The following is a 13,497-nucleotide window of genomic DNA, read 5'->3' on the forward strand; positions in this document are numbered from 1 at the left end:
GCCCGGACGCAGTCCGGGATTTCGGCCCGCGGATCGAGCGAGGATCCCGGACTGCGTCCGGGCTACGCGACGACGAGATGAGCGCGGCGCCCCACGCAAGGGTGGGGGCGTTCCGGATTGACTGTGCGAGGCTGCGTCGGCAGTTTTGTCGGACCAGAAAACCAGGGCGCGGCCATTCGGCCCGGGCTCATAACAAGGTAGGAGACAACATGAGATTGAGCGCGCGCGGCCTTGCCGTTGGCGTAACCCTGTCCCTCGCTATCGCGCTACCCCTCGGGTTCAACGCCGCCAGGGCCGCGACCACGACGGTGGACGCCGCGGCGTTGAGCGACCAGGCGCAGGGCAAGAACTGGCTGGCTTACGGCCGCAATTTCTACGAGCAGCGCTACAGCCCGCTGACGCAGATCAACACCGAGTCGGTCAAGCGCCTGGGCCTTGAGTGGAACATGCCACTGCCCAAGGACCGCTCGCTGCTGGGCACGCCGCTGGTGGTGGACGGGGTGCTCTACTTCTCCGGCAGCTGGAGCGTGACCCGCGCCATCGAGGCCAAGACCGGCAAGCTGCTGTGGGAATTCGACCCGAAGTCGATCGAGCACGCGGGTGACCGCCTGCGCGTGATGTGGGATTCCAACCGCGGCCTCGCGTATTGGAAAGGCACGATCGTCATCTGCACGATCGACGGCCGCCTGATTGCGCTCGACGCCAAGACCGGCAAGCAGCGCTGGAGCACGCAGACCACCGACAAGAGCAAGCCGCTCTACATCTCCGGTCACCCGAAGGTGTTCCGCGGCCTGGTGCTGATCGGTAACGGCGGCACCGAGTTCGGCGCCTCGCGCGGCTACGTCAGCGCCTACCACATCACCACCGGCAAGCTGGCCTGGCGCTGGTTCGTGGTTCCGGGCAATCCGAAGGACGGTTTCGAGGATCCGTCGCAGGAGATGGCGGCCAAGACCTGGACCGGCGAGTGGTGGAAGTTCGGTGGCGGCGGCAACGTCTGGAACGGCCTCACCTACGATCCCGAGTTCAACCAGATCCTGCTCGGCACCGGCAACGGTTCGCCGTGGAACCGCAAGGTGCGCAGCCCGGGTGGTGGCGACAATCTGTTCCTGTGCTCGATCGTCGCCCTCGACGCCGACACCGGCAAGTACAAGTGGCACTACCAGACCAACCCCGGCGAGACCTGGGACTACAACTCCAGCATGGACATCGTGCTGGCGGACCTGGATCTGAACGGCAACGGCAAGAAGACCAAGGCGCTCATGCACGCGCCGAAGAACGGTTTCTTCTACGTGGTGGATCGCTCCAACGGCAAGCTGCTCAAGGCCGAGAAGATCGCCAAGGTGACCTGGGCCACCGGCATCGACATGAAGACCGGCCGTCCCATCGAGGTCGAGGGCGCACGCTACGAAGATGGCGAGGAAGTCGTGTGGCCGGGTCCGCTGGGCGCGCACAACTGGCACGCGATGTCGTACAGCCCAAAGACCGGCCTGGTCTACATCCCGAAGTCGGAACAGCCGGCCCAGTTCAACGACACCAAGATCAAGATGGTGGACTGGCGCTCGCCGTACTTCGCCACCGACACCGCGGTCGGCATGGGCCTGGAGAACGACGTGCCGCCCGGCGTGTCGACCAGCAGCCTGATCGCCTGGGACCCGATCAAGCAGGTGAAGGTCTGGGAGCAGCCGACGAAAGAGTTCTGGAATCCCGGAACGATGGTCACCGCGGGCGACGTGGTGTTCCAGGGCGGCATCGACGGCAGCTTTTCTGCCTACCACGCGGTCAGCGGCGAAAAGCTGTGGAGCGTAAACCTCGGCTCGGGCATCAGCGCCCCACCGATCACCTATGAAGTGGACGGCAAGCAGTACGTCTCGCTGTTGGTGGGCTTCGGTGGCGCCGGCGTGTCGTTCGTCGGTGGCGAAGCGCTGCGGCAATTCGGGTGGGCGTACGGCGCGCAGACGCGCCAGCTCTACACCTTTGCGCTCGATGGCAAGACGCCGTTGCCCAAGGTCGGCGATCCGTTCATCCCGAAGCCGATCGTGCCGACCGACTTCAAGGTCGATCCCGCCCTCGTCGCCAAGGGTGAGCCGCTCTACGTGTCCCACTGCACGATGTGCCACGGCGCCGGCGCCGCGTCGGGTGGATACGCGCCCGACCTGCGCGCCTCGCCGATGGTGGTGTCCCTGCCGGCGTTCAAGGCCGTGGTCCAGAACGGCGCCAAGGTCCAGCCCTTTGGCATGCCGCAGTTCAAGGAGATCAGCGACTCCGATCTCGAAGCGCTGCAGCACTTCGTGCGCTCGCGTGCGGAGATCGCGGTCAAGAACAGCGAGAGCGCGGCGAAGAAGGAATAACGGCTCCGCGCCAGGCGGCACGCAGCAACCGAAGGGAGCCTAGTGCTCCCTTCGTTCTATGTGGGCGGCGATCCAGCGAAGCGGTTCGGCGGCATCGCCGAGCCCGCTCAGCGCCAGGCGCGCATCGCAGAACAGTTCCGCTGCGCGCTCCTTGGCCGCGCGCAGGCCCATGACGGCCGGGTACGTCGACTTGTGGCTCGCCTCGTCCTTGCCCGCGGTCTTGCCCAGGGTTGCCGTGTCGCCTTCGATATCGAGCACGTCGTCCTGGATCTGGAACGCAAGGCCGATGCACTTGCCGTAGCGATCCAGCGCCTCGCAGCGGGCCGCATCGAGATCCGGCTGCGCGTGGCAGGCCAGCCGCAGGCAGGCCAGGATGATCGCGCCGGTCTTGTGGATGTGCAGGGCCTCGAGTTCGGCCAGCGACAGCTGCTTGCCCTCGGATTCGAGATCGATGGCCTGTCCGCCGACCATGCCGCGCGAGCCGGCGGCTTCCGACAGCGTTTCGATCATCTTCACGCGCTGTGCGGGATCGAGCGCCTCTTCGCGGGCGATCACCCGGAACGCCAGCGACTGCAGGGCATCGCCGACCAGGATCGCGGTGGCCTCGTCGAACTTGCGGTGCACCGTGGGCTGACCGCGGCGCAGGTCGTCGTCGTCCATCGACGGCAGGTCGTCGTGCACCAGCGAGTACGCATGGATCATTTCGATCGCGCAGGCGGCGGCATCCACCTGGCGAGCGTCGAGGGCGAGCGTCTCGGCGGCCGCGTAGACGATCAGCGGGCGCAGGCGCTTTCCGCCGGCGGTGGCGTAGTGCATCGCCTCGTGCAGCCGCGCGGGGTATTGCGTGGCAGGCGGCAGGCGCTGCGTGAGCGCCTCGGAGAAGCGCGAGCGGACGTGCTCGACCCTCGACCCGAACGTCGGTCCGGTCATGCCCGGTCGCTGTCGGTGTCGTCGCCGAGCAGGGTTTTGACCTTCAGCTCGGCTGTATCCAGCGACTTGCGGCAGGAGCGCGCCAGGTGCGTTCCGCGCTCGAACAGCTTCAGCGAATCTTCCAGGCGCAGGTCGCCTTTTTCCATCTGCGACACGATCGTTTCCAGTTCCTGCATCTCCTGCTCGAAGCGCGCGACGGCGTCGTCGGCGGCGGCAGGGACGGTCGCGTCCGGCACCTCGAGCGGCAGGGTCGGTGCGGCGGGTTCGGAGCGCTTGGGCATGATTCGAGGACGGCGAAGCGGGGCGGCAGTTTAACTCCGGCATCCGGTTGCGGGGTCCGGAACCATGGGCTACGGTTCGCGCCGCTCCAACACCAGATTCTCCCTTTCCCGCTTCGCGGGCGAGGGATATCCGCATCGCTTCACGATAGACAGGTTCATGGCCGACTCCAAGAATTACGGCGCAGACGCCATCGAAGTCCTCGAAGGACTCGACCCGGTACGCAAGCGTCCGGGCATGTACACCGATACGACGCGGCCGAACCACCTTGCGCAGGAAGTGATCGACAACGCGGTCGACGAGGCGCTGGCCGGCCACGCGTCGAAGATCGACGTCGTGGTGTTCGCCGACGGCTCGCTGCAGGTCGCCGACGATGGTCGCGGCATGCCGGTGGACATCAATCCGAAATTCGGCGTCAGCGGCGTCGAGCTGATCCTGACCAAGCTGCATTCGGGCGCGAAGTTCTCCAACAAGATGTACACGTTCTCCGGCGGCCTGCATGGCGTCGGTGTGAGCGTGGTGAACGCGCTGTCATCCAAGCTCGAGGTACGCGTGTGCCGCGGGGCCGCCGAGCACGCGATGGAATTCCGTGACGGCAACAAATACACGGCACTCAAGCCGATCGGCACGGTGCCGAAGTCGCGCACCGGCACCACGGTGCGCTTCTGGCCCGATCCGAAGTATTTCGACTCGCCCAAGTTCGCGCTGCCGCGCCTCAAGCAGGTGCTGCGCGCCAAGGCCGTGCTGTGCCCGAACCTGCGCGTGAGCCTCGATGACCAGATCAACAACGAGCAGATCGTCTGGCAGTTCGAGAACGGGCTGACGGACTACCTCAAGGATTCGCTGCGCGGCGTCGACGTGCTGCCTGCCGAGCCCTTCGTCGGCCACTTCAAGGGCGAGCGCGAGGAATCGGACTGGGCGCTGTTCTGGATCAACGGCGATGGGCCGAGCGAGCCGATCGCCGAGTCCTACGTGAACCTGATTCCGACGACGCAGGGCGGCACGCACGTCAACGGCCTGCGCACCGGCCTGACCGAGGCGATCCGCGAGTTCTGCGAGTTCCGCAACCTGCTGCCGCGCGGCATGAAGCTGACCCCTGAAGACGTCTGGCAGGGATGCGCCTATGTGCTCAGCGTGAAGATGCAGGACCCGCAGTTCGCCGGTCAGACCAAGGAGCGGCTGTCGTCACGAGAGACCGCGGCTTTCGTCGGCGGCGTCGTGCACGACTCGTTCGGCCTGTGGCTGAACCAGCATCCGGACCAGGGTGAGCTGGTCGCGCAGCTGGTGATCGCGAACGCCAACGCGCGCATGAAGCTGGCCAAGCAGGTCGTGCGCAAGAAGATCACCAGCGGTCCCGCGCTGCCGGGCAAGCTCGCCGACTGCGTGCTGACGGACCTGGCGCTGACCGAGCTGTTCCTGGTGGAAGGTGACTCGGCTGGCGGTTCGGCCAAGCAGGCCCGCGACCGCGACACGCAGGCGATCATGCCGCTGCGCGGCAAGATCCTGAACACCTGGGAAGTGGATTCCAACGAAGCGCTCGGCTCGCAGGAAATCCACGACATCAGCGTGGCGATCGGCGTGGATCCGGGATCCAGCGATCTGACGCAGCTGCGCTACGGCAAGGTCTGCGTGCTCGCCGATGCGGACTCCGACGGCCTGCACATCGCAACCCTGCTGTGCGCGCTGTTCCTCAAGCATTACCGTCCGCTGGTCGAAGCCGGACACGTCTACATCGCGATGCCGCCGCTGTTTCGCATCGACGCCGGCAAGCACGTCTACTACGCGCTCGACGAAGCCGAGCGGCAGGGCGTGTTCGATCGGCTCGCCGCCGAGGGCAACCGCGCCAAGATCCAGGTCACGCGCTTCAAGGGCCTGGGCGAGATGAATCCGATCCAGCTGCGCGAAACCACGATGGCGCGCGATACGCGTCGCCTGGTGCAGCTGACGCTCGACGAGAGTCCGGCGGATGTGGTCATGGACATGCTGCTGGCGAAGAAGCGCGCTTCGGATCGCAAGGAATGGCTCGAGCGCGAGGGCGACAAGGCGGAGGTGTAGAACGCCATCGCCGCAACCGTAGCCCGGATGAAACCCGGGGCTGCGTTCCGCATCCGAGGGGAACCCCGGGTTTCACCCGGGCTACGATCGCGGCAGCACCGCATCTGCGTACCCGGTCCCACCCGCAACCGTTTGCTAGTCTGCCCGGGTCTCCCCGGCGTTCGCTTTCCATGTCGTCATCCTCGTCGCCAACGGCTGTGGCAGAAGTACCGCCTGCGCCTTCCGGCTCGCTCGCCGCCGCGCTGAAACGCTGGTTCGGTTTCGACGCCTTCCGCCCAGGCCAGGAAGCGGTCGTCCGCGATGCGATGGCCGGCCGCGACGTGCTGGCGATCATGCCCACCGGCGGCGGCAAGTCGCTGTGCTTCCAGTTGCCGGCGCTGCTGCGGCCGGGGCTGATGATCGTGGTGTCCCCGCTGATCGCGCTGATGCAGGACCAGGTCCGGCAGCTGCGCGTGATGGGCATTCCGGCGGGCTTCCTGAATTCGAGCCTGAGCGCGCGGGAATCCGCCGAGGTGCTGTCGGCCGCCGCTGCCGGCACGTACCGGCTCTTGTATCTGGCGCCCGAGCGTCTGCTGATGCCGGACTTCCTGAACGGGCCGCTCGCGCGTCTCGCGGAATCGCCGGGCCTGTCGGCGTTCACGATCGACGAGGCGCACTGCGTGTCCGAGTGGGGCCACGATTTTCGGCCCGAGTACCGCCAGCTCGGCAGCCTGCGCGACCGATTCCCCGATGTGCCGGTGTTCGCGTTCACCGCCACTGCGACCGAGCGCGTGCGCGCCGACATCGTCGCGCAGCTGCGCCTGCGCAAGACGGGCCTGCACATCGCGAGCTTCAATCGCCCGAACCTGTTCTACGCGGTGCGGCCCAAGGCCAAGCAGGCCTGGCCCGAACTGCTGGCGCAGGCGCGCAAGGGCGGAGCGGGCATCGTGTACTGCCTGTCGCGCAAGCGCGTCGACGAGCTCGCGTTCCAGCTCGCCGAGCAGGGCATCCGCGCGTTGCCGTACCACGCCGGGCTCGATGCCGAGACGCGCCGCGTGAACCAGGAGCGCTTCATCCGCGACGACGCGCAGGTCATGTGCGCGACCGTCGCTTTCGGCATGGGCATCAACAAGCCCGACGTGCGCTGGGTGATCCACTACGACCTGCCGCGCACGATCGAAGGCTATTACCAGGAGGCGGGGCGTGCCGGACGCGATGGCGAACCGGCTGCCTGCACGCTGTATTTCGGACCCGGTGACATTCGCACCGCCGAGTTCCTGATCGCGCAGAAAGTGGACCCGAACACGCAGCAACCGCTCGAAGCCGAACAGCGCATCGCGCGGCAGCAGCTGCGCCAGATCATCGACTACGCCGAATCCACCGCCTGCCGGCGCACGATCCAGCTGCGTTACTTCGGCGAGGAATTCGCCGGCGACTGCGGCGCCTGTGACAACTGCACGCAGCCACGCGACACGCAGGACTGGACGCTGGAGGCGCAGCAGCTGCTGTCCTGCGTGGCGCGACTCGCGCAGCGCGGCCAGCGTTTCGGCGCGGCGACGACGATCGAGATCCTGCGCGGCGTCGAGAACCAGAAGCTGATCGATCGCGGCCATCAGAGCCTGAGCACCTACGGCATCGGCAAGCATCGTTCGCAGGACGAATGGCGGCACCTGGTGCGTGCGCTGCTGCACCAGGGCCTGCTGGCCGAGTCCAACGACGGCTATCCGGTGCTGAGCCTGATCGAGGCCAGTCGCGCCGTGCTCAAGGGTGAACGGCGCGTGCAGGTTGCAGCGCCGCCGCCGCGCGTGCGCGTCGCGCGCGGCAAGAAGGGCGCGGCCAAGCGCCAGGAGACCGAGGCCGTCGAGGCGCAGCCGCAATCCGAAGCGCTGTTCATGCGGCTGCGCAGCCTGCGCAAGGAGATCGCCGATGCGCAGAGCCTGCCGCCCTACGTCGTCTTCAGCGACGCCAGCCTGCGCGAGATGTCCACGCGCCAGCCCTGCGAAGCGGAAACCTTCGCCGAGGTGTCGGGCGTCGGCAGCCGCAAGCTGGCGCAGTACGGACCGGCGTTCGTCGCCAGCATCCGCGCATTCCGTGCGGAACTGAACCTGCCGGTGGCCGGTTCGGCTTCGGCAGGTTTCGAGCCCGAGCGCAGCGAAGCGGTGGGTGCAGGCGCCGATGCCGTCGACACCGAGACGGTGCGCAAGACGCGCGCGATGTTCGACAGCGGCATGAGCCCGGAACGGATCGCCGCCGAGCGCGGTCTGTCGAGCAACACCGTCGCGGCGCACCTGGAAGCCCTGCTGGCCGCGGGCACACCGCTGAACCTGAGCGCCGTGCTGTCCGCGGATCGATTGCAGACGATGGTCCAGGCGCTGCAACTGCACGGCGATACGCGGCTCAAGCAGGCCTGGGATGCGCTGGGAGGCGAGTACGCCTACGACGAGCTGCGACTGGCACGCGGATGGCTGAGGGGGCACACCACTTGATGCCCCGGCGAGTGGGGGGTTAGCTTCGGACGAAGCGACCCGGTCCACGAAGGTCGCACCACGCGAAGCTGGAGATACGAGACATGGAGAAGCAGATTCCGGGTGTCGGCGAACTTCTGAAGAATGCCCCCAAGAACTGGGGTCGCTGGGGCGCCGAAGACGAGGTCGGGTCGCTGAACTTCCTGACGTCGGCCGAAGTGTTGCGCGGCGTCGGCAGCGTCAAGCAGGGCAAGACCTTCACGTTGCAGGTGCAGATGGGCAATCCGAAGGGCGATCCGGTGTGGCCGGGCCGCGATCCGTCGAAGCGCATGAACGTGCTCGACGAGGGTCACTTCCTGTGCGGCAAGGGCCCTGCGTTTCCGGGCGGCCTGCACTATGCCGACGACGTGATGTTCATGTACCTGCAGGGCTCCACGCAGTACGACGCGCTCGGCCATGTCTGGTGCGACGGCAAGCTCTACAACGGTTACGACGCCATGAGCACGATCGGCGGCATGTCGAAAGTCAGCGTGCTGCCGCTGGCCGAGCGCGGCATCGTCGGTCGCGGTATGCTGATCGACATGGCGCGCCATCGCGGCAAGACCTCGCTGGATCCGGGCGAAACGTTCACGCACGAGGATCTGCTGGCCGCCGCCAAGAAGCAGGGCGTCACGATCGAGAAGCACGACATCCTGGTGGTGCGTACCGGCTGGATCAGCGCGTTCTACGAGAAGGATCGCGTCGAGTTCTACAAGAACTTCGTCGAGCCGGGCCTGACGTACACACCCGAGCTGGTGGACTGGTTCCACAAGATGGAAATTCCCAACCTGGTGACCGACACCATCGCCAACGAGGTGACGATCGATCCGGTCTCCGGCGCCGCGCTGCCGCTGCACATCGCGCTGATGAGCTATCTGGGCATCACGTTCACCGAGATCGCACAGCTCGACCTGCTCGCGGCGGACTGCGAGAAGGACGGCCAGTGGTCGTTCCTTTACGTTGCCGCGCCGCTGAAGGTCGTCAACGGATCCGGTGCGCCGGTGAACCCGGTGGTCATCAAGTAACCATGCGAAAGATCCTGGCAGCGGTGACGTTTCTCGCGGCGACGCTGTCCGGGTCTGCAAACGCGATGTCGGCTTCGGCCTCCGGCGTGTTCGTGGCCGTCGACGACGCCGGACAGCCCACGGAGAAAGTGCTGCGCGTATCGCACACGCCGGTGGGCTGGAAGTTCGAGGATCGCCAGCCCGACGGCTCCTGGCTCGACGTGAGTTGCCACGGGGGCTGCGAACACCGTGAGTCGGCTCCCGAGGACCTCGAGGAATTCTTCGGCGGTCCGCCGCCGAACGACATCAAGCCCGAATGCGTGCAGAACGAGCAGTACGCGTTCTGCCACTTCCTGAAGACCGCGCCGGGAGCCGAGCGCGAGGGCTTCGTGCTGGTGGTGCGCATCGCCGCCGACTGGTTGCCGGTGTCGATGATCCGCCTGCCGGGGCCGCCGCAGGATGGCGACGACGAGGATGACGACGACGGCGGCAAGGCGCCGACGCCCAAGCTCGAGTCGGCACGCTACACCCACTGAAACCACGACGATGACGACGACGCGACCCTGGACTGCGCTGTATTCCCGCGGGCATGCCGCCGACATCACGATCGAACATCCGCACGCGCTGTCGTTGTTCCGCGCCGCCGTGGCGCGCGCGGCGGACAAGCCGGCGATCCATTATTTCGACGCCACGCTCAGCTATGCCGAGGTCGATGCGCTCAGCGATGCGCTGGCCTGCGCGCTGATCGAGGGCGGCGTTCGTCGCGGCGATCGCGTCGCGATGTACCTGCAGAACGTGCCGCAGTTCGTCATCGGCCTGGTCGCGAGCTGGAAGGCGGGCGCGATCGCGGTCTCGATCAACCCGATGAACCGCGAGCGCGAGCTGGGGCTGCTGCTGGCGGACTCCCAGCCGGCAGCGATCCTGGCGCACGAGTCGGCGTACCGCGACGTGCTCGGCAAGGTGCTGCAGGAACATCCGGTCCCGACCGTCATCACGACCTCGGAACTGGAATTCCAGACCCGGGGCGATGCGCGCCTGTTCGCATCGAGCGCGCACGACCGCCCGGTGACGACGATCGATTTCATGGAGTGCATCGACCGGCATCGCGGCGAGAAGCCGCCTGCCGTCGAGTACGACGGCAACGACGTGGCGATGCTCGTCTACACCTCGGGCACCACCGGCCTGCCCAAGGGCGCGATGAACTCGCATCGCAGCGTTGCGTTCACCGCGCAGGTCTATCGCGACTGGATGGGGCTGCCGGAAGGCGCCGGCGTGCTGGGCATCGCGCCGCTGTTCCACATCACCGGGCTGATCGGGCACATCGCGCTGTCACTGCTGATCGCGGGACCGCTGACGCTGGCCTATCGCTTCGAACCCGGCGTCGTGCTCGACGCCATCGCCGAGCATCGTCCGGTGTTCACGATCGGCGCCATCACCGCGCTGATCGCGCTGATGAACCATCCTGCGGCCACGCCGCAGATCCTGGGCAGCCTGAAGACGATCTATTCGGGTGGCGCTCCGATCGCGCCGGCCGTCGTCGAACAGTTCGAATCGAAGTTCGGCATCTACATCCGCAACGCCTACGGCCTGACGGAGACCACGTCGCCGAGCACCGTGACGCCCAAGGACCTGCGCGGTCCGGTGGACCCGGACTTCGGCGCGCTGTCGGTCGGCGTGCCGACGTTCAACACCGAGATCCGCATCGTCGATGTCGAGACCGCGCAGCCGGTGAAGTCCGGCGAGTCCGGCGAGATCGTGATCCGCGGTCCGCAGGTCGTCGGCGGTTACTGGAACAAGCCCAAGGAAACCGCCGAGGCGATCCGCGACGGCTGGCTGCACACCGGCGATATCGGCGTGCTCGATGCCGCGGGCTGGCTGTACCTGGTCGATCGCAAGAAGGACATGATCAACGCGTCCGGCTACAAGGTCTGGCCGCGCGAGGTCGAGGACGTGCTGTACACGCATCCGGCCGTGCGCGAGGCGGCGGTGGTGGGCATTCCGGACGAATACCGCGGCGAGAGTGTGAAGGCCGTGGTCAGCCTCAAGCCCGGCACGAGCGCGACGGCCGAGGAGATCACCGAGTTCTGCAAGGCGCGCATGGCCGCCTACAAGTACCCGCGCGTCGTCCAGTTCCTGCCCGAACTGCCGAAGACGGTGACGGGGAAGATCCTGCGGCGGGAGTTGCGTTAGGTCGTGCGCGTAGCGGCTGGCGAGTGGCGCAGCCAGGGTAAACGTCTGGGAACGAAGGCTCGGGCAGTGTCGTAGCCCGGGTGAAACCCGGGACCGGCACTCAGAACATCTTCGCCAGCTTCAACACCGCGTCATCCTTCGCATACGCGCGGAACAAGGTCCGCGCCAGCACGCCCATCATCCGGTGCACCTCTTCCGGCGTCTTGTAGCGCAGCGGCAACACCACGGCTTCCATCAGCGAGATCATCGCGCGGGAAATGTCCTCGAGATCGCCGGCCAGATCGAAGCGGCCCTGCTCGACGCCGCGGCGCAGAACCGCCTCGATCACCGCCTGCGAGGCCGATTCGAATTCCGCCTGCGCGTGCAGCATGGCCTGCGTTTCCGGCGCGTCGGGAATCAGCCAGTAGCCCGCGACGCCCTGTTCCAAGGTCGGGTCGCGCAAGGCCTGCTCGAGACCCCGGAACATGTAGAGGATGCCGGCGACAGGATCCTCGGTCCGGGACATCGGGTCGAAGATGTACTGCCGGAACAGTCCGTGCAGCCGGCCCAGGCAGTGCAGATACAATTCCGCCTTGCCGCTGAAGTGCCAGTAGAGGGCACCCTTGCTGAGCTTCGCGGCCTGGGCGATGTCGCCGATGGAGACACCCTCGTAGCCGTGGCGACCGAACAGGTGAAAGGCTTGATCCTGGATGGCCTTGAGCGTATCGAACTGCTCGTGCGCGGGTTTGCGAGGCATGAGGCAAGACGGATGGATAAGGTGAGGATTATGCGGTCCGTGCCGGTACGGCGCATCGACAGGGAGCTTCGGACAAGGTGAGCGTCGACGCGCTGATCCAGGAAGCGGGCGCGATGCTGCGACGGGCACGGCGGGTGCTGGTGATCACCGGCGCCGGCATCTCGGCCGACTCCGGCCTGCCGACGTATCGCGGCATCGGCGGCCTCTACGAATCGGATCTCACCGACGACGCCATTCCCATCGAGGTGGCCCTTTCCGGACAGATGCTGCGTACGCGCCCCGATGTCACCTGGAAATACCTCGTGCAGGTGGAGTCATCCTGTCGCGGTGCGCGGCCCAACGCCGGTCATCTGGCGCTGGCGCGCATGGCCAACGGATTCCGCAATTTCACGGTGCTGACGCAGAACATCGACGGTTTCCACCGCGACGCCGGGCAGGAGAAGCTGATCGAGATCCACGGCAACGTTCACGAGCTGTTCTGCACCGAGTGCAAGCGCCAGTGGTGGGTCAAGGACTACGCGCACCTGCAGGTGCCCCCGCGCTGCGACGACTGTCACGGCGCGGTCCGCCCCCGCGTGGTGCTGTTCGGCGAAGCCTTGCCACCGCGGGCGCTCGAGCGCCTGGAGGCCGCGATGCGTGAAGGCGTGGACCTGGTGATGAGCATCGGCACCACCGCCGTCTTTCCGTACATCTCTGGCCCGGTGGTCCATGCTGCGCGCATGGGTGTTCCCACGATCGAGATCAACCCGGGCGAATCGGAAATCTCCCCGGTGGTGCGCGTGCGCATTCCCGAGCGTGCCGCCGTGGTGCTGCCGCGCCTGCAGGCGCTCGCCAGCCAGACATGATCGCGAGCCTCGCACGATGGCAGCAGCCCTGGGCCGAGCTCGGCCTGGTGGCGCGCATGGAGCTGAACGCCGATCTTCGCAAGCGCTACTCCGAGCCGCATCGCGCGTACCACACGCTGCACCACATCGCCGAGTGCCTGGAACTGCTCGCCCAGACGCAGACGCTGGCACAGAGCAGTGCGTCGATCGAACTGGCGATCTGGTTTCACGACGCCTTCTACGACCCGCGCAAGACCGACAACGAGCTGCGCAGCGCAGAATGGGCGCAACGCGAGCTCAAGCGTGCCGGCGCGTCGCCGGCCCTGCAGGACCGCATCGTGTCCTTGATCATGGTCACCTGCCACGACGGTGATCCGCAGACGGCCGACGAGGAGCTGATGTCGGATATCGACCTGTCGATTCTCGGCGCAGGCGCGAAGCGCTTCGACGAGTACGAGCAGCAGGTGCGCCAGGAGTATCGGCACGTGCCGATGCAGCAGTTCCGCAGCGGGCGGCGCAAGATCCTGAGCCAGTTCCTGGAACGCGATCCGATCTACTTCACCGACTGGTTCCGTTCGCGGCGCGAGGCGCAGGCGCGGACCAACCTGCAGCGATCGTTGACGAGGCTGGCGGGAAAGTTCTGGTAGC

Annotated in this window: 11 protein-coding genes; 8 read left to right on the forward strand and 3 right to left on the reverse strand. The window is 66.7% G+C overall.

The annotated features are described in order from the left end of the window. Positions 1-209: 209 nt before the first annotated feature. The gene (locus tag DFR24_RS01140) at positions 210-2,348 is read left to right on the forward strand and encodes a PQQ-dependent dehydrogenase, methanol/ethanol family (protein ID WP_133879518.1); all 2,139 of its coding nucleotides are present in this window, start codon (positions 210-212) and stop codon (positions 2,346-2,348) included. 39 nt (positions 2,349-2,387) lie between these two features. Here the strand turns inward: DFR24_RS01140 and DFR24_RS01145 are convergent, their stop codons facing one another. Next, positions 2,388-3,278: a polyprenyl synthetase family protein gene (locus DFR24_RS01145; protein ID WP_133879519.1), complete on the reverse strand. Its 891-nt coding sequence runs from the start codon at positions 3,276-3,278 to the stop codon at positions 2,388-2,390. After that, the gene (locus DFR24_RS01150; RefSeq protein ID WP_133879520.1) at positions 3,275-3,559 is read right to left on the reverse strand and encodes an exodeoxyribonuclease VII small subunit; all 285 of its coding nucleotides are present in this window, start codon (positions 3,557-3,559) and stop codon (positions 3,275-3,277) included. Before DFR24_RS01150 ends, DFR24_RS01145 begins: the two co-directional genes overlap by 4 nt. 157 nt (positions 3,560-3,716) lie before the next feature. Here DFR24_RS01150 and parE point away from each other — a divergent pair, with 157 nt between their 5' ends. The 5 genes from parE (at position 3,717) to DFR24_RS01175 (ending at position 11,289) form a co-directional block, all read left to right on the forward strand. Then, the gene (gene parE / locus DFR24_RS01155; RefSeq protein WP_133879521.1) at positions 3,717-5,612 is read left to right on the forward strand and encodes a DNA topoisomerase IV subunit B; all 1,896 of its coding nucleotides are present in this window, start codon (positions 3,717-3,719) and stop codon (positions 5,610-5,612) included. Positions 5,613-5,809: 197 nt separating this feature from the next. Further along, entirely contained in the window at positions 5,810-8,077 is a 2,268-nt protein-coding gene (gene recQ, locus DFR24_RS01160) for a DNA helicase RecQ (protein ID WP_246051468.1), read from the forward strand. 83 nt (positions 8,078-8,160) lie between these two features. After that, complete coding sequence (locus DFR24_RS01165) at positions 8,161-9,120, forward strand: cyclase family protein (RefSeq protein ID WP_133879523.1); 960 nt, start codon at positions 8,161-8,163, stop codon at positions 9,118-9,120. Positions 9,121-9,122: 2 nt separating this feature from the next. Beyond that, positions 9,123-9,635 (forward strand): hypothetical protein, encoded by a 513-nt coding sequence (locus tag DFR24_RS01170; protein WP_133879524.1) that lies wholly within the window; start codon positions 9,123-9,125, stop codon positions 9,633-9,635. A 10-nt stretch (positions 9,636-9,645) separates the two neighbouring features. Continuing rightward, positions 9,646-11,289: a class I adenylate-forming enzyme family protein gene (locus tag DFR24_RS01175; RefSeq protein ID WP_133879525.1), complete on the forward strand. Its 1,644-nt coding sequence runs from the start codon at positions 9,646-9,648 to the stop codon at positions 11,287-11,289. Between the two features lie 100 nt (positions 11,290-11,389). Here the strand turns inward: DFR24_RS01175 and DFR24_RS01180 are convergent, their stop codons facing one another. Further along, positions 11,390-12,025 carry a TetR/AcrR family transcriptional regulator gene (locus DFR24_RS01180; RefSeq protein WP_133879526.1) on the reverse strand — a complete coding sequence of 212 codons (636 nt, stop codon included), beginning with the start codon at positions 12,023-12,025 and terminating at the stop codon, positions 11,390-11,392. A 77-nt stretch (positions 12,026-12,102) separates the two neighbouring features. Here DFR24_RS01180 and DFR24_RS01185 point away from each other — a divergent pair, with 77 nt between their 5' ends. Together DFR24_RS01185 and DFR24_RS01190 are read left to right on the forward strand one after the other, a co-directional pair. Then, positions 12,103-12,870, forward strand: a complete 768-nt coding sequence (locus DFR24_RS01185) for an SIR2 family NAD-dependent protein deacylase (RefSeq protein WP_210772574.1) — start codon at positions 12,103-12,105, stop codon at positions 12,868-12,870. Continuing rightward, positions 12,867-13,496 carry an HD domain-containing protein gene (locus tag DFR24_RS01190; protein WP_133879527.1) on the forward strand — a complete coding sequence of 210 codons (630 nt, stop codon included), beginning with the start codon at positions 12,867-12,869 and terminating at the stop codon, positions 13,494-13,496. Before DFR24_RS01185 ends, DFR24_RS01190 begins: the two co-directional genes overlap by 4 nt. Position 13,497: the final 1 nt, after the last annotated feature.

It is taken from the genome of Panacagrimonas perspica, assembly GCF_004364935.1.
GTDB classification, from domain to species: domain Bacteria; phylum Pseudomonadota; class Gammaproteobacteria; order Nevskiales; family Nevskiaceae; genus Panacagrimonas; species Panacagrimonas perspica.

Bases quoted from the DNA above. Each gene is read 5' to 3' on its own strand.
- DFR24_RS01170 (WP_133879524.1), top strand. From the start codon at position 9,123: ATGCGAAAGATCCTGGCAGCGGTGACGTTTCTCGCGGCGACGCTGTCC.
- DFR24_RS01150 (WP_133879520.1), bottom strand. From the start codon at position 3,559: ATGCCCAAGCGCTCCGAACCCGCCGCACCGACCCTGCCGCTCGAGGTG.
- DFR24_RS01175 (WP_133879525.1), top strand. From the start codon at position 9,646: ATGACGACGACGCGACCCTGGACTGCGCTGTATTCCCGCGGGCATGCC.
- DFR24_RS01180 (WP_133879526.1), bottom strand. From the start codon at position 12,025: ATGCCTCGCAAACCCGCGCACGAGCAGTTCGATACGCTCAAGGCCATC.
- parE (WP_133879521.1), top strand. From the start codon at position 3,717: ATGGCCGACTCCAAGAATTACGGCGCAGACGCCATCGAAGTCCTCGAA.
- DFR24_RS01190 (WP_133879527.1), top strand. From the start codon at position 12,867: ATGATCGCGAGCCTCGCACGATGGCAGCAGCCCTGGGCCGAGCTCGGC.
- DFR24_RS01165 (WP_133879523.1), top strand. From the start codon at position 8,161: ATGGAGAAGCAGATTCCGGGTGTCGGCGAACTTCTGAAGAATGCCCCC.
- DFR24_RS01140 (WP_133879518.1), top strand. From the start codon at position 210: ATGAGATTGAGCGCGCGCGGCCTTGCCGTTGGCGTAACCCTGTCCCTC.
- DFR24_RS01145 (WP_133879519.1), bottom strand. From the start codon at position 3,278: ATGACCGGACCGACGTTCGGGTCGAGGGTCGAGCACGTCCGCTCGCGC.